The following is a 17481-nucleotide window of genomic DNA, read 5'->3' as shown; positions in this document are numbered from 1 at the left end:
TCGGCGCTGCTGGGCGGAGCGCTGCTGCCCACCAGGCAGTTGGAGGAGATGGAGCGGTGGGTCCCCGCCGGCACCGGCCAGGGCTACGGGCTTGGACTGCGCCGCCGCGACCTGTCCTGCGGGATCTCGGTGTACGGGCACACCGGCACCGTCCAGGGCTACTACACCTACGCGTTCACCAGCAAGGACGGTCTGCGCAGCCTCACCGCGCTCGCCAACACCTCCAACAACGACGCGGTGTACCGGACCATGCTGGGCACGCTGGAGCCGGCCTTCTGCGGCAAGCGCGCGAAGGCGCCGGGCACGGCAGGGTGATCTTGGCGGAACCCTCCCCTCCGGGGCAAGATGCCCGGATGAAGGGTGATCTCTTTTCCAGTGAGCACATGGTGGGCCCCGCGACCGCGCCGGGCATGTCCGTCGAGAACGCCAAGTGCATCCGGTACACGGTGAACGGCGAGATGCTCGCCCGGCAGGGCTCGATGGTGGCCTACCGGGGCGGTCTCCAGTTCGAACGCAAGGGGCAGGGCGTGGGCGGCATGCTCAAGCGCGCGGTCACCGGAGAGGGGCTGCCGCTGATGGCGGTGCGCGGGCAGGGCGAGGCCTGGTTCGCGCACGAGGCCCAGAACTGCTTCATCGTCGAGGTCGACCCGGGTGACGAGTTCACCGTCAACGGCCGCAACGTGCTCTGTTTCGACGCCTCGCTCTCGTACCGGATCCAGACGGTGAAGGGATCCGGCATCGCGGGCGGCGGGCTGTTCAACAGCGTGTTCAGCGGGCAGGGCAGGCTGGGCCTGGTGTGCGAGGGCAGTCCGCTCGTCATACCCGTCACGCCCGAGCAGCCGGTGTACGTCGACACGGACGCCGTCGTCGGCTGGACCGCCCACCTCCAGACGTCCCTGCACCGCTCGCAGTCCATCGGCTCGATGCTGCGCGGCGGCTCCGGCGAGGCCGTACAGCTGATGCTCCAGGGCCAGGGGTACGTCGTCGTCCGGCCGAGCGAGGCCACGCCGCAGAAACCGCAGCAGCACTGAGCTGCCGAAACGTGTTGACCTGCGGCGCCCCGCCGGGTGAGGGTCGATACGGTGCGGACCGTCACCCCGCGCCGGAAGGGTGAACTGCCTTGATCGGCATCTCGCAGATCGAAACCGCGGCCGAGCGGATCGCCGGACACGTCGTGCGTACCCCCACCGTGCCGAGCCCCGGCCTGTCCGAGCTGCTCGGCGTCCCGGTGACCGCGAAGCTGGAGCTGTTGCAGCGCACCGGCTCGTTCAAGGCACGCGGCGCGACGGCGAAGCTGCTGGCGCTCAGCGAGGCGGAACGTGCCGCGGGCGTGGTCGCGGTCAGCGGCGGCAACCACGGCATCGCGCTGGCGGTGATGGCCGCCGCCCTCGAGGTGAAGGCCACCGTGGTCATGCCCAGGACGGCGCCCGCCCGGTCCGTCGAGCTCGCGGAGGCGGCCGGGGCGTCGGTGCGGCTCACCGACGGCATGGCGGAGGCGTTCGCGACGGCGACGCGGCTGCGCGACGAGGGACTCACCCTCGTCCACCCCTTCGACGACCCGGTGGTGGTCGCCGGGCAGGGCACCGTCGGCCTGGAGCTGGCCCAGGACGCCGACGAGCTCACCGACGTGCTCGTCAGCGTCGGAGGCGGCGGACTGATCGCGGGCATCGCCGTCGCGCTGCGCGCGCTGCGTCCCGGGGTGCGGGTCTGGGGCGTGGAGACCGAGGGGGCCGAGTCCATGTCGGCGGCGCTGAAGGCGGGCGGTCCCGTGCCGGTGACGGTGTCCTCGATCAGCACCACGCTGAGCGCCCCGGCGGTGTCGCAGCTGACGTACGACCATGTCTCCGCCCTGGTGGAGGAGGTGCTCGTGGTCCCGGACCGGGACGCCGTCCAGGGGTGTCTCGACCTCGCCGAGCACGCCAAGGTGTGGACCGAGCCCGCCGCGGGCTGTCTGCTGCCGGCGGCCCGGCTGGTGCGGGAGCGGGTCGGCGACGGCGCGCGGTTCGGCCTGGTGGTCTGCGGGGGCAACGCGACCACGGCCGACATCGTGTCCTGGGCGGACCGGTTCGGGCTGCGGTGAACTCCCGCCGGGCCGGGAGAATTTGACCGAAGGACAGGAATCGTGTGAGGTCGTGGTCCCTTTGAACGGACCCCGTCCCGGCCCGCGTACCACTGGGAAAGGTGAGAGCCGGGGGTTCGACGAGGGATGACCATGGCCGAGGCACAGCCGTCCGCACACGAGTTGGTCGCCGGACGGTACCGGCTCCTTCAGGTCGTCCACCGCGGAGCCGGTCACGTCTGCTGGTACGGCGAGGACGTCACCGCGGAGCGCCCCCGGCTGCTGACGCGGATCGGGCTGCCCGAGGGCACCGACGCGGAGACCGCCCGCCGTATCACCGCCCGCGTGCTGCGCACCTCCGAGAGGATGGTGCTGCTGCGGCCGGGCCGGGTCCCCACGGTCGTCGACGCCTTCGCGCGGTCCGGCGCGCTGTGGACGGTCACCGAGTGGATCGACGGCACGGCCCTGGGTGAACTGCTCGCGGAACAGGGTTCGTTCACCTACGTGCGGGCGGCCCGGATCGGCCTGGAGGTCCTCGACGTACTGGAGGCCGCGCACGCGGAGGGCTTCACCCATGGGGAACTCGGCCCCGGGCAGGTGTTCGTGCGGGACCGGGGCGGGGTCGTGGTGACGGGTTTCGGTCTCGCGGGCGCCACCCTGGCCCCGCGGATCACCGCACCGTCGTACGCCTCCCCGGAGCAGGCGCGTGACGAGCGCATCGGTCCGGCCGCCGACCTGTGGGCGCTCGGCGCGCTGCTGTACAGCATGGTCGAGGGGCGCCCGCCGTACCGCGACCGGGGCCGGCCCGAGGCCACGCTGAGGGGCGTGGACCGACTGCCGCTGCGCACCCCGCTGCGGGCCGGGCCGCTCACCCGGGCCGTGCAGGGGCTGCTGCGCAAGGACTCCCGTGAGCGGCTGACCCGTCCCGTGGTCCGTGAGGCGCTCACCCGGGTCCTGAACGAGGACCCGGACACCGTCGTGGCGGAGGTCCCCCGGCCCCGGCTGCGCGGCGCGTACGCGGTGGCCCGGCGGGCGGGCCGGGCCTGGGGCGGCCGGGCCGTGGTCACCGGTACCGCCCTCGCCGTCGTCACCGTCGCCGTCGCCGTGCTGGCCGTCACCCACCACCTTCCCGGCGCCGGGGGCGGAGGCTCGACAGCCGCCTCGGGGCCGCCGACCGCCACCGCGTCCGGGCCGTCGACCGCCACCGCGTCCGGCGGCCCGGCCGAGGGCTCCACGCCGCCGACCGCCACCACGTCCCCGTCGGCCACGGCGGCCGGCCTGCCGTCCGGCTTCCACGTCTACCGCGCCCCCGAGGGCTTCTCGGTCGCCCTGCCCACCGGATGGCAGCGGCTGAGCACCACCCGCGCGCCCGACCGGGCGTACCGCGTGGTCTTCGGGGCGTCCGGCGACACCCGGACCCTCGCGGTCACGCACAGTGAGGACGTCGGTCCCGACCCGGTCGCGGTGTGGCGGGACGACGTCGAGCCCGGCCTGGAACGGCAGCAGGGCTACCGGCGGATCGGCGGCATCCGCGCGACCACCTACCAGGGGCGCCGGGCCGCCGACATGGAGTGGCTGTCCGGGTCCCCGGAGCGGCGCACGCACACCTTCGGCCGAGGCGTCCTCCTGGGCGGCCGGCGCGGCTTCTCGCTGCGCTGGACGACTCCCGCGGACGCGTACGGCACGGCCGCGAACCGGCGGGCACTCGAGGTCTTCCTCGGCAGCTTCCGGCCCGCCACCGGCTGACGCGTCCGGCCCGTCACCGGCTGACGCGTCCGGACCGCACCGGCTGATTCCCCGCCCGCCCCGGCCGGTCGCCCGTTTTCGCGCAGGTGAGCCGGGGACTCGGCCGTCATGGTGCAAATCGGATACACGATGATGACCGAGCAGGCCGGTCCGCGGGAGCTGGTCGAGCATGTGGTGCGTGCCGAGGAGGTGGGCTTCGACTTCTCGGTGATCTCGGACCACTACTTCCCGTGGCTGCGCGCGCAGGGTCACTCACCGTACGCGTGGAGCGTCCTCGGGGCCGCCGCGCAGGCCACCTCGCGCATCCCGCTGATGACGTACGTGACGTGTCCGACCTTCCGGTACCACCCGGCGATCGTGGCGCAGAAGGCGGCGACGGTGCAGTTGCTGTCGCGGGGCAGGTTCCGGCTGGGCCTGGGCTCGGGCGAGAACCTCAACGAGCATGTGGTCGGCGGCGGCTGGCCGTCCGTCGACATACGTCACGAACGGCTCGAGGAGGCCGTCGAGATCATCCGCGCGCTGTTCGCGGGCGGCCATGTCACCCGGCACGGCGCGCACTTCGACGTGGAGTCGGCCCGGCTGTGGGACGTGCCGGACACCCCGCCGCCCATCGGCGTCGCCGTCTCCGGCGAGCAGTCCTGCCGGATCGCCGGCCACCTCGCCGACCTGGTCATCGCGACCGAGCCGAAGGCCGGCCTGCTCCAGGCCTTCGACCGGCACGGCGGCGAGGGCAAGCCGCGAGTGGGCCAGCTCCCGGTGTGCTACGACACCGACCGGGACGCGGCGGTCAAGCGCGCGCACGCGCAGTTCCGCTGGTTCGGCAACGGCTGGAAGGTCAACTCCGAGCTGCCGCACCCGGACTCGTTCGAGTCGGCCACCCAGTTCGTCACCCCGGACGACGTCGCCGAGTCGATCCCGTGCGGCGAGGACCCGGAGGCGTTCGTCGCGGCCGTACGCCCGTACGCCGACGCCGGGTTCACGGAGGTGGCGCTGGTGCAGATCGGCGGGGATGAGCAGGAGACGTTCCTGGACTGGTCGGCGAAGACCCTGCTGCCCGCGCTGCGCGACGCCTTCGGCTGAGCGCACCGCGCGCACCCGTCACCGGGAGGTGTACCGGCGCCGGGCCCACAAGGGCAGCACGAACCAGCACAGCAGGTACCAGGCGACGACGAGAACGACCAGCCAGGACACGAGACCGCCGTGCGTCGCCACTCTGAGGATCAGCAGCAGCGCGGCGGTCATCGTGGCGAGCAGCAGGACCAGTCCGACGAACGTCATCCGGGACGCCCACCGCACCGCCTGGGGTTTCACCCGGCGTCCGGAGACGAGGCGGTGCAGGGAGACCGGCCCGATGAGCGCGCCGGTCGCGGAGGCGCCGAGCAGGACGGTGACGATGTAGATGACCTGGTTGGTGTGGGTCAGTGTGTCGTACCTGGGCTGGAACACCACGGTGAGCAGGAAGCCGAAGAGGATCTGGACGCCGGTCTGGGCGACCCGCACCTCCTGGATGAGCTCCCCCCACATGCGGTCGGCCCGCTCCTCCTCGGTCTCGTTCCGTCCCCGGCGTTTCGCCGCGCCGCCTTCCGTCGCCGTCACGTCGCTTCCCGCCTCCCGCGGCCTGCTTCCTGGACGATCCCCCGGACTCCCTGTCCTCACGGATGCCCCCGGAAGCGGGAATCCTGCCTCCTACGCGTGGGCGGGGCTCACCAGCGAGCCTCCACCTGGTCCTTGATCCGGCGCTCGTAGAGGTCCCGGATAGCCGCCAGGGTCTCGTCGGTCAGCGGGGGCAGCTTGCCCGCGGCGGCGTTGGCGCGGGCCTGCTCCGGGGAACGGGCGCCGGGGATCACGGTGGTGACGCCGGGCTGCTGGACGATCCAGCGCAGCGCCAGCTGGGCGGGGGTGTATCCCTCGGGGGCGAGGGCGGCGAACTCGGCGGCGGCCTGAACGCCCGTCGCGTAGTCGACGCCGGAGAAGGTCTCGCCCTGGTCGAAGGCCTCGCCGTGCCGGTTGTAGGTGCGGTGGTCGTTGGCGGGGAACACCGTGTCCTTGGTGTACTTGCCCGACAGCAGCCCGGAGGCGAGCGGCACACGGGCGATGATGCCGACGCCCGCCTCGCGCGCGGCCGGGAGCACCTCGCGCAGGGGCTTCATGCGGAACGGGTTGAGGATGATCTGCACGCTCGCCACGTTCGGCCGGGCGATCGCGGTCAGGGCCTCGGCGCAGGTCTCGACGCTGACGCCGTACGCGGCGATCCGCTCCTCCTCGACGAGGGTGTCCAGCGCGTCGAACACGGCGTCGGTGGAGTACACGGGCGTCGGAGGGCAGTGCAGCTGCACCAGGTCGATGCGGTCGACGCCGAGGTTGCGGCGCGAACGGTCGTTCCAGGCGCGGAAGTTGTCCAGGACGTAGTTCTCCGGGATCTGCTCGACGCGCCGGCCCATCTTGGTGGCGACCAGCACGTGCTGGTCCGGCCGGGAGCCGAGGAAGGTGGCGATGGTCGACTCGCTGCGTCCGTCGCCGTACACGTCGGCCGTGTCGAAGAAGGTCACGCCCGACTCGGCGGCGGCCTCCAGCACGGCGAGCGCCTCCTTGTCGTCGACGTCGCCCCAGTCGGCGCCCAGTTGCCAGGTGCCGAGTCCGATGACCGAGGCGTGCTGCTGCGACCTGCCGAATTCACGTTCGTCCATGCGATCAGTCTGGCACCGGTGGCGGGCGTCCGCGGCACCGGCCACCCTGCCGCCCCGGTCCCCTCACCCGGGCAGGGGCAAAGCCGGTCAGTGCGGTGTCAGGCGCCCTGCCCGGCGGCCGCCGTGCGGCACTCGGGGTGGCCCCAGCCCTGGTCGTTCTTGGCGATGGACTCTCCGGCCGCGTAGGACCTGCCGCACACGCACCGGCCGGGGAACTTCGCCTTGATCGTGCGGGAGGAGGAGCCCGCGGCGCCGTCGCGCGCTCGCGGCGTCCTGGTCCCGTTCCTGGTCCCGTTCGTGCGGCGACGCGGCCCGGCGGACGCCGGGGCGGCAGGCGTGGCCGGCGGCTCGGGGGAGCCGAGCGCGCTGCCCGCGGGCTGCTGCGCGGTCGCGGCCTGGCTGGCGGCACGGTCGGCGAAGTCGTTCAGCGGGTCGCCGTCGACCTGGTGGGCGGGTACGTAACGGAAGTCGACGGTACGGCCGTCGAGCAGCTCGTCGATCCGCACGACCAGCTCCTGGTTGGCGACCGGCTTTCCGGCGGCGGTCCTCCAGCCGTTGCGCTTCCAGCCGGGCAGCCAGGTGGTGACGGCCTTCATCGCGTACTGCGAGTCCATCCGGACCTCGAGCGGCACGGCCGGGTCGGTCGCCGTGAGCAGCCGCTCCAGCGCGGTCAGCTCGGCGACGTTGTTGGTCGCGGTGCCGAGGGGGCCCGCCTCCCAGCGGGCCGCGGTCTCGGCGTCCTCGGAGACCACCCATGCCCAGCCCGCGGGTCCCGGATTCCCCTTCGAGGCCCCATCGCACGCGGCCACCACTCGTTCACGCATGCCCCAGATCATGCCACGCCCACCCACAGCCCCACGCAACGCCCGAGAGCCCCCCGAGGCGGCACCCGGGATCCGCCCCTGTGGCAGGAGCGGTCCAGGGCCGGGTCATGGGCCGGGTCATGCGCCTACGGGATCTCCTTGGACTGAGGTTTCTCTCCCTGGGTCGTAGCGGCGTCGATCACGGTGAAGTGCGCGCCCTGGGGGTCGGTGAGGGACGCGAACCGGCCGAAGGGGCTGTCCATCGGGCCGAAGCGCAGGACGCCGCCGTGCTCGGTGGCGGCCGCCACCGCGGTGTCGCAGTCGGGGACCATGAAGTACACGTTGACGTACGACGGCACCTCGGGCGGGAAGTCGTCCGTCATCCTCATCCGGCCGAGCACCGCTTCGCCGCCGACGTGGTACTCGCGGAAGTCGATCGCGTCGTCCTCGAGCTGCTTCGCCGTGTACCCGAAGACCGAGGTGAGGAAGGGGTCCGTCCGCTCGGGCTCGCGGGTGACGACCTCGGCCCAGCAGTAGGCGCCCGGCACCCCGGTCGCCTCGAAACCCTCGTGGGCGCCGGCCTGCCACACGCCGAACACGGCACCGCTGGGCTCGCGGGCCAGGCACATGGTGCCGAAGTCGCCGACCCGCATCGGCTCCATCAGGACCTCGCCGCCCTGCTCGCCGATCCTTCGGGCCGTGGCGGCCGCGTCGGGCGAGGCAAGGTACAGGCACCACTGCGACTGGCCCTCCTGGCCGGGCATCGGCGGCACCACGGCGGCCACCGCCTTGCCGTCCGCGTAGGCCTGCGTGTAGTGGCCGTACTCCGAGGACGACTCGCCGAAGGTCCAGCCGAGGACCTCGCCGTAGAAGCTCTTGGCCGCCTCGAGGTCGGTGAACATCGCGTCGGCCCAGCAGGGGGTTCCCTCAGGTCGTACCGCCATGGCCGGGATCCTCTCCCGTTCGCTGACTCGGTGATGGCCCCGTTCCTCACGCTAGCCACCCGGCGGGCGGGTCGCGCGCCGAGACCGGCGCCGCCGCTGCCGTCGCGGGCGTCCGCCGTCGCGGGCGTCCGCCGGCCGGACGTCCGACGCCCGGGTGGCCGGCCCACTCCCCCGGTCGGGTGGGCCGGCCGCACGGCCGCCCGCTACTCGCCCGCGTGGGCCTTCCTCACGGCGGCGATGTCGAGCTTGCCCATCGCGAGCATCGCCCGGGTGGCGCGGGCCGCCTTCTCCGGGTCGGGGTCCGAGACCATCTCGATGAGCCCGTCCGGGATGACCTGCCAGGACACGCCGTACTTGTCCTTGACCCAGCCGCAGGGGCCGGGCTCTCCGCCGTTCTCCGTGAGCCGGGCCCAGTAGTGGTCGACCTCCTCCTGGTCGGCGCAGAAGATCTGGAAGGAGATCGCCTCGCTGAACCTGAACTCCGGGCCGCCGTTCAGCGCGACGAACCTCTGGCCGTTGGCCGTGAACTCGGCGGTGATCACGGAGCCGGCCGGCCCCGGCCCCGCCTCGGTGTAGCGGGCGATCCGCCCGATGCTGGAGTTCTTGAAGACGGAGACGTAGTACTCGGCGGCCTCCTCGGCCTGGCCGTCGAACCAGAGACAGGTGGTGAATCCTTCGGTGGCCACGGGTTCCTCCTGGGTGTGGGACACGGTCATCTGTATCGACCGGTCGGGGCGCCGGAACTCATCGCCCGCACGGAAACCGACGCGAAGGAAGACGCGGGGAAATCCGGATGGCCCCTCGGCCGCCGCGAACTAGCATCCCCGCCATGACGACGCCACCGCCGCCCACCGACGGCATCCGTCCCTTCCGGCTCGCGATCCCGCAGAGCGACCTCGACGACCTGCACGACCGCCTCGACCGTGCCCGCCTGCCGGACCAGCCGCCCGGCGCCGGATGGGACCACGGCGTGCCCGTCGACTACCTGCGCGACCTCGTACGGCACTGGCGGCACGACTACGACTGGCGGGCGGCCGAGGCGCGGCTGAACGAGTGGCCCCAGTTCACGACCACCGTCGACGGCGCGAACGTCCACTTCGCGCACATCCGCTCCCCCGAGCCCGACGCCACCCCGCTGATCATCACCCACGGCTGGCCGGGGTCGATCGTCGAGTTCCTCGACGTCGTGGGGCCGCTCACCGACCCGGCCGCGCACGGCGGCGATCCCGCCGACGCGTTCCACGTCGTGGTACCGAGCATCCCGGGCTTCGGACTGTCCGGCCCGACGGCCGACCGGGGCTGGGAGGCGGGCCGGGTCGCCGACGCGTGGGCCGAGCTGATGCGGCGGCTCGGCTACGAGCGGTTCGGCGCCCAGGGCGGCGACTGGGGCGCGGCGATCTCCCGGGAGCTGGGCCGCGCCCACCCCGACCGGGTGATCGGCGTCCACCTCAACCTGCTGCCGGGCGCGCAGCAGACCACCGAGCCGACCGACGCGGAGCTCGCCGCGCTCGGCCCCGAGGAGCGGGCGCGCACGCTGACCTCGTGGCGGCGCTGGGAGGCGTGGCAGCGGGAGGGCGCGGGGTACGCGATCCTGAACGCGACCCGCCCGCAGACCCTGGCGTACGCGCTCACCGACTCCCCCGTCGGTCAACTCGCCTGGATCGTGGAGAAGTTCCACGAGTGGACCGACTCCGAGGAGCTGCCCGAGGAGGCCGTCGACCGGGACCTGCTGCTCACCGACGTGATGCTGTACTGGCTGACCGGAACCGCCGGTTCCGCCGCCCGGATCTACTACGAGCGGGCGCATGCCGGCTCGGGCCGGGCGGCCGCACCGGCGGAGAGGTCGACCGCGCCGACCGCGCTCGCCGTCTTCCCGGCCGAGATCCAGGTGCCGCTGCGGCACAAGGCCGAGCGCACGGAGAACCTGGTGCGGTGGACCGAGTTCGACCGGGGCGGGCACTTCGCGGCGATGGAGGAGCCCGATCTGCTGGTCGCGGACGTACGGGCGTTCTTCCGCCAGCTGCGGGCGAAGGGCTGAGCCCGCGGCCCGGGGCCGCCTCGGGGGGTCCCGGGGCCGCTCTGCCGGTGGCGAATCTGCCACGGGCAGAGAATCGGCATCGGCCGCCTCCGCGCGGCCGAGAGTGGAGTCGACGGCATTCACGCCACGAGGAGGAGACCCGATGACTCCACTGACCACCGCGTCGCAGCCACGCGCGGAGGAGGGCGACACACCGCCCAGCCGCTTCGACGACCATCTTGCGGCCCAGCTGCTCGCCCAGCGGATCGTGTTCCTGGGCACCCAGGTCGACGAGGTGTCGGCCAACCGGGTGTGCGCGCAGTTGCTGCTGCTGTCGGCCGAGGACCCGCGCACCGACATCAGCCTGTACATCAACAGCCCCGGCGGATCCGTCACCGCGGGTCTGGCCATCTACGACACGATGCGGCTCATCCCGAACGACGTCTCGACGCTGGCGATGGGGTTCGCGGCGAGCATGGGCCAGTTCCTGCTGACCGTGGGGACCCGGGGCAAGCGGTTCGCGCTGCCGCACGCGCGGATCATGATGCACCAGCCGTCGGCCGGGATCGGCGGCACCACCGCGGACATCGAGATCCAGGCGGAGAACCTGGAGCACACCAAGCGGACCATCGAGCGGCTCACCGCCGAGCACACCGGTCAGAGCGAGGAGACGATCGCACGGGACGGCGACCGGGACCGCTGGTTCACCGCCGAGCAGGCCAGGGAGTACGGGATGGTGGACCGGGTGGTGGAGTCGCTGGCCGACGTCCGCCCGGCCTCGTCGCGCCGACGGATGGGGTTGTGACATGGGGTCGTACACGGTTCCGTACGTGATCGAGCGGACCGCGCAGGGCGAGCGGTCCTACGACGTGTTCAGCCGGCTGCTGAACGAGCGGATCATCTTTCTCGGCACCGAGATCGACGACGGCGTCGCCAACGTCGTCATCGCGCAACTCCTCCATCTGGAGTCGGCGAACCCGGAGCACGAGATCTCGCTCTACCTCAACTCGCCGGGCGGCTCGTTCACTTCGCTCATGGCCATCTACGACGCGATGACGTTCGTGCAGTCGCCGATCTCCACGTTCTGCGTGGGGCAGGCGGCCTCCACGGCGGCGGTGCTGCTGGCCGGCGGGGACCCCGGGCGGCGGTTCGTGCTGGAGCACGCGCGGGTGCTGCTGGGGCAGCCGGCCAGCGGCGGCCGCCAGGGCACGGTCTCCGATCTCACACTCCAGGCCAAGGAGATGGTCCGGATCCGCTCCCAGGTCGAGGAGGTGCTGTCCCGACACACCGGACACGCCCCCGAGGCCCTGCGCGCCGACATGGACCGCGAGAAGGTCTTCACCGCCCAGGAGGCGGTGGCCTACGGCCTGGCCGACGAGGTACTGAGCCGACGCCTGACCCCGGTGCCCTGAGAGAAGGCCCCACCGGCCGCACCCCGCCCTCGCTGAGCGACGGTCAGGAGCAGTCGATGCCGATGACTCCTCCGTCGAGGACGGGGTCGGTGGCGGTGCCGCCGACGGTGAGGCTGCCGTCGGTGCGGCCCCACTCCAGCAGGTGGTTTCCGTCGGCGACGGGCCGGTAACCGTCGTCGACCGTCCATGATCCCGACGCTCCCCAGGCGATACCGGTACGGCCCACGGTGTAGGCCTCGCCTCCGCCGATCATCAGCCACGACGTCTCGCGGACTATCACCTCGCATCCTGCGACCGCTGGACGGAGTGTGTAGTACCTCGCTCCGAGGGCGAGGTCGGAGCAGGCACCCCAGGCCGTGCCGAGTGCGGCCACGGTGGCGAGGAGGCGGTGTACGAGGCGGAGACGTGCGCGCTTCGGCGGCGGGGGACTGCGGCGACTTCGATGGAGTCGGCCCAGCACCAGCAGGAGGAGCAGGGACGCGGCGAGCAGTACGGCCGTCACCACCCAGCCCGGAACGATGTGTCCCGCCACGACGAGCAGAAGGTCGCTCCAGCTCGCGCAGCCGGTGAGCGCGAGGCTGCCCGTGGCGATGAACCACGGCCACGGGCGGCTCGCGGGCCGGAGCCTGTCGAGCGCTGGTCCGACTGCCGGACCTGCGGGCCGGTGTCCGGCCATCCGTCCCCCCGGGTGATCGTCTGGCACCGACAGTACGTGACTCCGGAGCGTTCGCATGCGTCACGTCGGGGGGTACGCCGTCGAGCGCAGGCTCGGCGAAGCCGGAGTCACCCTTCAAGTGGACACGGTCGAGGCGGACTTCGCCTGGTCGGAGATCTCCGCGGTCATCCGCCCGCCCGCCCGACGAGGACGCTTCACCGTCACCGTCCGGCTGCACGACGGCATGTCCTGTCCCTGCGAGCTCGACGCCCGGCGCGCGGACCTGCGCGACGCGTGGATCGGCCGGCTCCACGACCTGGTCAGCCGGTACCTCGGACGGTGACATCCGCGGGGCGGCGCCCCGGAGAAGGGCATGCCCCTCGACGACCAGCCGGTTCCGGCTGATGAGACGTCAGGTGACCGGTGGCCGGCGGGCTCCGGTCACCAGGTCGTCAGGCGGCCAGGCACAGTCCGTCGACGCGGGAGGTGGACGTTCGACGGCTGTGCGTCGCGGTGCGGCTGGTGAGGCGGAGCAGTTCGCCCTGGGCCAGTGACAACAGGTCGGCCAGGCCGAGGCCGAGGGCCTGGGCCGCGGCCGCGAGGACCTCCGAGGAGGCCTCCTTGCGGCCGCGCTCGATCTCCGAGAGATACGGCATGGAGATGCGCGCCGCGTCGGCGACGTCCTTGAGCGTGCGCTCCTGGGCGAGCCGCTCACGGCGGAGCACGTCGCCGACGAGGTCGCGCCACAGGGGTTCGCGAGGAGCCGTCGCCTGACGGGTGTTCGCCGGTGGTGCGGCCGGCGGGCGCAGCGGGATGACGCGGGCTGGGTTCGGCGCTTGGTTGCTCACCACTTCAGACTATGAGTCATGGACGCCCGTGGAAGGGGACGGCATTCCGCCCTGGGTGAATCGCCGGCGCACAAGGCACGGACAGGGACGAAAGCGGCGCGGGCGCATGGGTCGCGCCGTCCTGGGTACCCGGCCTTCACCGAACCGTGACTTTTCGTGGGAGGGGCAATGGACACCGTCGTGATCCGGTCCGAGGCAGCGGTCGAGGAGACCCGGGAGAACCGGACGGACGGCACACCGCTCCCGGCGGTCGCGGATCCCCGGTCCGTGGCACCCCGCGACGCACGCGAGCTGTCCCGCCTCTTCTTCCGCCGCCTGACCGAGCTCGAAGAGGGCACGCAGGAACACCAGTACGCACGGAACGCCCTCATCGAGATGAACATGTCGCTGGTGCGTTTCGCGGCCGGCCGGTTCCGGGGCCGCGGCGACGAGATGGAGGACGTCGTCCAGACCGGGATGATCGGCCTGATCAAGGCCATCGACCGGTTCGAGCTGTCGCGCGAGGTGGAGTTCACGTCGTTCGCGCTGCCCTACATCGTCGGCGAGATCAAGCGTTTCTTCCGGGACACGACCTGGTCGGTGCACGTGCCGCGGCGGCTCCAGGAGCTGCGCGTGGAGCTGGCCAAGGCACGCGAGGAGCTGTGCAGCCGCCTGGACCGCGAGCCGACCGTCGCCGAGCTCGCGACGCTGATGAACCTCACCGAGAAGGAAGTGGTCGAGGGCCAGATCGCGTCCAACGGCTACCACTCGGCCTCGCTGGACGCGGCGCTCACCGGTGACGGTTCCGAGGAGGGCGAAGCGGTGCTCGCCGACTTCCTCGGCGTGGAGGAGGACGGGATCAGGCTCGTCGAGGACTTCCACTCGCTGGCGCCGCTGGTGGCCGAACTCGGCGAGAGGGACCGGCAGATCATCCATCTGCGGTTCGTGGAGGAGGCCACCCAGGCGGAGATCGGCGAACGTCTGGGCTGCTCGCAGATGCATGTCTCCCGGCTGATCAAGCGCATCCTCACGCAGCTGCGGGAGGGCATGCTGGGCGAGTGCGCCTGAACTCCCCGGCGCGGGCTCAGTCGGATCCGAGGTGGACCAGGGCCCGTACCCGCTTGCCGACCGGGACGCGTTCCGCGGTCACCTCGGCCGCCAGCGCGTGCACGATCTCCAGGCCGTGCCGGCCGATGCGCTCGGGGTCGCGGGGGAAGCGCAGCGGCAGCGCGGCGCTGCTGTCGTAGACGCACACGCTCACCGCGGCGTCCGTCCCCTCCAGCTCCAGGATGTAGGGCCCGTCGCTGTGCCGGTCGGCGTTGGTGACCAGCTCGCTCACCACCAGGAGCAGGGCCTCGCCGGAGCGGCGGCCGATCACGGCGCACCACTCGGTCCTGAGCTGGTCGAGGAAGTGCGCCGCGAAGGAACGCGCGTCGGCGATGCATCCGGGTTCACCGGTGTAGTGGGTGGCCCGCCGGAGCGGGTCCACGGGTACGTCGAATCCAGCGGGTATCGCTGCCCCGTCCGACTGCTCGATCATGCGTTTCTCTCTCGAAGGCCGGTCCGACCGGACCCTGCTGCACCTGTCCTGATACCCACGGCGCCGCGCGGCAGTCCCCGCCGGGCGGCGCCCGCGGGCGCGCAGGCGGTCGCGGACGGACCTCCCGACGGGCGTACCGCCCCCGTACTGCTTAGCGTGACAGCGTGAGCCGACCGAGCCCCTCCGCTCCACCGGCCGCCCGTCACGGCCGGTCCCGCCACGGCTGGGCGCAGGCCCTCGCCACGGTGCTCGCCGGGATGCTCGCCATGTGCGTGGTCGCCGCGCTGGGCCTGTGGGCGGCCGGGGCCGCGGACCTGCCCGACAACGCCTTCCCACGGGTCGTCGCGGCGACCGTGGTCACGGCGGTCGGGGGCAGCATGGAACTCTCGGGCAACGCGGGCACGCTGGCCGAGACGCACGCCGGGGTCACGGTGATGCCGCTGTCGGTCACCCTCGTCGGCGCGCTCGTCGTCGGCGCCGGCTTCCTCCGCCCGCTGCGGCGGCCACGGACGACGGGGACGCGGGAGGCGGCAGGGGAACGGGACACGGCAGGCGCGCGGGGCCCGGTGCGGGCGCGGGAGGTGGGCTGGTGGGCCGCCCGGATCGCCGTGCTGTGGCTGGCGGCGCTGGTCGGCCTGGCGTTCGCCGCCCGCCAGACCTTCGCCGTCGACCTCGGCAACGGAGTGCTCGGCGCCATCGGCGAACTCTTCGGTGCCCAGCCCGAGGTCGGCTTCACCACCCACGTGCCCCTCACCGTCGGTTTCGGCCTGCTCTGGCTGCTGGGCGTGCTGGCGTCGGCGCTGCTCGTGGCCCGCGAGGTCCCGCTGCCGGCGCGGGCGGCCCGGCTTCGCGCGTCGGCCCGTCCGGTGGCCTGCGCCATGGTCGCCCTGCTGCTCGCGTGCGTGGCCGTGGGGCTGGTCGTCGCGCTGGTGACGGCGGGGACGCGCGGCCATCCGGCGCAGACCTTCGCGCTGATCCTGCTCGGGCTGCCGAACCTGACCTGGCTCGCCTTCACCATCGGTCTGGGTGCAGCCTGGAACGGCCGGGTGGACGGCCCCTTCGGACTGCCGGTGCCGCATCTGCTCGACGAGGTGCTGCGCACCCCGGACGTGTCCACGCTCGACCTGGGTTCGCTGGCCGAGCACGACGGCCGGGTGTGGTGGCTGGTCGTCGTCGACGCGGTGCTGGTGCTCGGCGCCGCCTACCTCGCGGCGGTCCGTACCCCCGCCCCGGTGCTGCCGTGGCAGCACGCGCTGCGGATGGCGGCCGGACTGGTGCTGACGGTGCTGACGGTCTGCCTCGCGGGCCGGATCTCCGCCCACTACGGGCTGTCGCTGCTCGGCATCGGGGACGTGGGCGGCGGCCTGTCCGGGGAGATGCTGCTGCGGCCCCGGCTGTGGGGCGCCCTGGGCCTCGCCGCGCTGTGGGGGCTGGTCACCGGCTTCCTGGGCGCCCTCCCGACCCGCCCCGTGCCCCGTCCCGCCGAGGGACAGCCCGCACCGCCGCCGCGCGGCCCCGCCGACCACAGCGGCGCGCCGCACGTGTAGTCAGACCATCGGCAGGAGCAGCGCCGGGATGGTCCGCTGCATGCGGAGGGCGTCCACGGACTCCGCGAGGAGTTCGTACTCGGTGGTGTCGTCACCCGCGGCGATCCGCACCAGCCGTCCGCCGGCCAGCTCGTCGGCCACCAGCTCCTGGCGGACCGGGTCGGCGCACCAGGCCCGCAGGACGCCGGGCACGTCGGGCACGTCCTCCGGCACCGGCACGAGCGCGCCCGCGGGCACGTACGGGGTCTCGGGTCCGGGGTCGAGCCGGTCGGCGATCCAGGAGGCGCGGTCGCGCAGCCACCACAGGGCCAGGGCCAGGGTGGGTGCCCGGTAGGTGCCGAGCGGTACGCCGATACGACGGCCGTCGCACACGCCGTACGCGGTGACATGGCACAGGAATTCGTCGTGCACAGCTCCTCCCCCGTGGCGGCGTCCGCCTGCTGGTCGTGCCTCGTTCCCCGATGCGGCTCCTGTGCGGTGATGCGTCCCTGGCCTTCGAGTATGTTCACTCCTGAAACAGAGTCACCACGACATTCCGGCCAGTCTCCTGGCATATTCAGCGCGCGCTGTGGCCGAAACAGCGCGGAACGTCACCGCGGCGGTACGCGGACCATTACCCCGGCGGTAATCGCGCCCTCCCCCGCGTCCCGGGCATGGTTGTCGCATCGGGTCGCCGACCACGGAGATCCGGGTTCCGACCAGTACCCCGTACCGACGCCCTCGATGGAGGCTGATTCCCCATGTCCGCACAGACCGACCGTTACGAGAGCGCCGCCGCCCGCTACCTGGAGGCCTGGAACGCGAAGGGCGCGGAGGCCCTCGGCAAGGCGGTGGCGGCCGCCTGGGCCCCCGACGGCACCTACACCGACCCGCTCGCCGACGTCGGCGGCCACGAGCAGATCACGGGCCTGATCACCGCGGCGCAGCAGCAGTTCCCCGGGTTCGTCTTCAAGCTCAGCGGCACCGTGGACGGTCACCACGACACCGCCCGCTTCGCCTGGGAGCTGGTGAGCGAGGTGGACGGTTCCGCCCCGGTCGCCGGTTTCGACGTGATCACCCTGGACACCGAGGACCGTATCCGTACCGTGCTCGGCTTCCTGGACCGGGTGCCGGCCGGCGCCTGAGGACGTGCCGCCCGCACGAGGGGACGGGCGAAACGGCGAGGCGGCCGCCCACCGGTACACCGTGGCGGGGGAAGCCTTTTCGTCAGCCTTGAAGTCGTAGTTGATCTGGTCGCCGTTGAC

The 17481-nt window shown here is 72.7% G+C and carries 20 protein-coding genes and 1 pseudogene; 12 read left to right on the top strand and 9 right to left on the bottom strand.

Annotated elements, in window-relative coordinates:
• The 5 genes and pseudogenes from ABZ484_RS35420 to ABZ484_RS35400 form a co-directional block, all read left to right on the top strand.
• A pseudogene (locus ABZ484_RS35420) lies at positions 1–315 on the top strand (peptidase M15); the annotation flags it as partial.
• Between the two features lie 38 nt (positions 316–353).
• Positions 354–1031 carry an AIM24 family protein gene (locus tag ABZ484_RS35415; protein ID WP_358870072.1) on the top strand — a complete coding sequence of 226 codons (678 nt, stop codon included), beginning with the start codon at positions 354–356 and terminating at the stop codon, positions 1029–1031.
• A gap of 89 nt (positions 1032–1120) precedes the next feature.
• Positions 1121–2080, top strand: a complete 960-nt coding sequence (locus ABZ484_RS35410; protein ID WP_358870071.1) for a threonine/serine dehydratase — start codon at positions 1121–1123, stop codon at positions 2078–2080.
• A 126-nt stretch (positions 2081–2206) separates the two neighbouring features.
• Positions 2207–3805 carry a serine/threonine-protein kinase gene (locus tag ABZ484_RS35405; protein WP_358870070.1) on the top strand — a complete coding sequence of 533 codons (1599 nt, stop codon included), beginning with the start codon at positions 2207–2209 and terminating at the stop codon, positions 3803–3805.
• Between the two features lie 108 nt (positions 3806–3913).
• The gene (locus ABZ484_RS35400) at positions 3914–4885 is read left to right on the top strand and encodes an LLM class F420-dependent oxidoreductase (RefSeq protein ID WP_358870069.1); all 972 of its coding nucleotides are present in this window, start codon (positions 3914–3916) and stop codon (positions 4883–4885) included.
• Positions 4886–4903: 18 nt separating this feature from the next.
• Here the strand turns inward: ABZ484_RS35400 and ABZ484_RS35395 are convergent, their stop codons facing one another.
• The 5 genes from ABZ484_RS35395 to ABZ484_RS35375 all read right to left on the bottom strand — a co-directional run bounded on the left by ABZ484_RS35395 (position 4904) and on the right by ABZ484_RS35375 (position 8925).
• Positions 4904–5329, bottom strand: coding sequence for a DUF6328 family protein (locus ABZ484_RS35395; protein ID WP_358870074.1), 426 nt, complete (start codon positions 5327–5329; stop codon positions 4904–4906).
• Between the two features lie 179 nt (positions 5330–5508).
• The gene (locus ABZ484_RS35390; protein WP_316744207.1) at positions 5509–6492 is read right to left on the bottom strand and encodes an aldo/keto reductase; all 984 of its coding nucleotides are present in this window, start codon (positions 6490–6492) and stop codon (positions 5509–5511) included.
• A 98-nt stretch (positions 6493–6590) separates the two neighbouring features.
• Positions 6591–7328, bottom strand: a complete 738-nt coding sequence (locus ABZ484_RS35385; RefSeq protein ID WP_358870068.1) for a ribonuclease H — start codon at positions 7326–7328, stop codon at positions 6591–6593.
• Between the two features lie 113 nt (positions 7329–7441).
• On the bottom strand, positions 7442–8239 hold the full coding sequence (locus tag ABZ484_RS35380) for a VOC family protein (RefSeq protein WP_358870067.1): 798 nt from the start codon (positions 8237–8239) through the stop codon (positions 7442–7444).
• A gap of 203 nt (positions 8240–8442) precedes the next feature.
• Positions 8443–8925 carry a VOC family protein gene (locus tag ABZ484_RS35375; RefSeq protein ID WP_358870066.1) on the bottom strand — a complete coding sequence of 161 codons (483 nt, stop codon included), beginning with the start codon at positions 8923–8925 and terminating at the stop codon, positions 8443–8445.
• Between the two features lie 143 nt (positions 8926–9068).
• On the opposite strand from ABZ484_RS35375, the gene ABZ484_RS35370 reads away from it, so the two are divergent.
• The 3 genes from ABZ484_RS35370 (at position 9069) to ABZ484_RS35360 (ending at position 11668) form a co-directional block, all read left to right on the top strand.
• A complete protein-coding gene (locus ABZ484_RS35370; protein ID WP_358870065.1) occupies positions 9069–10277 on the top strand; it encodes an epoxide hydrolase family protein in 1209 nt (402 codons plus the stop codon).
• A gap of 142 nt (positions 10278–10419) precedes the next feature.
• Positions 10420–11061 carry an ATP-dependent Clp protease proteolytic subunit gene (locus tag ABZ484_RS35365; protein WP_358870064.1) on the top strand — a complete coding sequence of 214 codons (642 nt, stop codon included), beginning with the start codon at positions 10420–10422 and terminating at the stop codon, positions 11059–11061.
• Position 11062: 1 nt separating this feature from the next.
• The gene (locus ABZ484_RS35360; protein ID WP_358870063.1) at positions 11063–11668 is read left to right on the top strand and encodes an ATP-dependent Clp protease proteolytic subunit; all 606 of its coding nucleotides are present in this window, start codon (positions 11063–11065) and stop codon (positions 11666–11668) included.
• Between the two features lie 43 nt (positions 11669–11711).
• Here the strand turns inward: ABZ484_RS35360 and ABZ484_RS35355 are convergent, their stop codons facing one another.
• Positions 11712–12200, bottom strand: coding sequence for a hypothetical protein (locus ABZ484_RS35355; protein ID WP_358870062.1), 489 nt, complete (start codon positions 12198–12200; stop codon positions 11712–11714).
• Between the two features lie 199 nt (positions 12201–12399).
• Between ABZ484_RS35355 and ABZ484_RS35350 the strand changes: the two genes are divergently transcribed.
• Positions 12400–12666 carry a hypothetical protein gene (locus tag ABZ484_RS35350; protein ID WP_358870061.1) on the top strand — a complete coding sequence of 89 codons (267 nt, stop codon included), beginning with the start codon at positions 12400–12402 and terminating at the stop codon, positions 12664–12666.
• Between the two features lie 109 nt (positions 12667–12775).
• On the opposite strand, the gene ABZ484_RS35345 is transcribed toward ABZ484_RS35350, so the two are convergent.
• Positions 12776–13171 carry a helix-turn-helix transcriptional regulator gene (locus ABZ484_RS35345; protein WP_358870060.1) on the bottom strand — a complete coding sequence of 132 codons (396 nt, stop codon included), beginning with the start codon at positions 13169–13171 and terminating at the stop codon, positions 12776–12778.
• A gap of 168 nt (positions 13172–13339) precedes the next feature.
• Here ABZ484_RS35345 and ABZ484_RS35340 point away from each other — a divergent pair, with 168 nt between their 5' ends.
• The gene (locus tag ABZ484_RS35340) at positions 13340–14218 is read left to right on the top strand and encodes an RNA polymerase sigma factor SigF (protein WP_358870059.1); all 879 of its coding nucleotides are present in this window, start codon (positions 13340–13342) and stop codon (positions 14216–14218) included.
• Positions 14219–14234: 16 nt separating this feature from the next.
• On the opposite strand, the gene ABZ484_RS35335 is transcribed toward ABZ484_RS35340, so the two are convergent.
• Positions 14235–14690 (bottom strand): ATP-binding protein, encoded by a 456-nt coding sequence (locus tag ABZ484_RS35335; protein WP_358870058.1) that lies wholly within the window; start codon positions 14688–14690, stop codon positions 14235–14237.
• Positions 14691–14947: 257 nt separating this feature from the next.
• Here ABZ484_RS35335 and ABZ484_RS35330 point away from each other — a divergent pair, with 257 nt between their 5' ends.
• Positions 14948–16237: a streptophobe family protein gene (locus ABZ484_RS35330; RefSeq protein ID WP_358870073.1), complete on the top strand. Its 1290-nt coding sequence runs from the start codon at positions 14948–14950 to the stop codon at positions 16235–16237.
• On the opposite strand, the gene ABZ484_RS35325 is transcribed toward ABZ484_RS35330, so the two are convergent.
• Positions 16238–16648, bottom strand: coding sequence for a hypothetical protein (locus tag ABZ484_RS35325; RefSeq protein ID WP_358870057.1), 411 nt, complete (start codon positions 16646–16648; stop codon positions 16238–16240).
• Between the two features lie 329 nt (positions 16649–16977).
• Between ABZ484_RS35325 and ABZ484_RS35320 the strand changes: the two genes are divergently transcribed.
• Complete coding sequence (locus ABZ484_RS35320) at positions 16978–17361, top strand: nuclear transport factor 2 family protein (protein WP_358870056.1); 384 nt, start codon at positions 16978–16980, stop codon at positions 17359–17361.
• Positions 17362–17481 lie beyond the last annotated feature (120 nt).

Source organism: Streptomyces sp. NPDC006393, from assembly GCF_040628575.1.
Taxonomy (GTDB): domain Bacteria; phylum Actinomycetota; class Actinomycetes; order Streptomycetales; family Streptomycetaceae; genus Streptomyces.
Note: the sequence above shows the minus strand (reverse complement) of the source record. Positions and strands in the feature narration are given on the sequence as shown.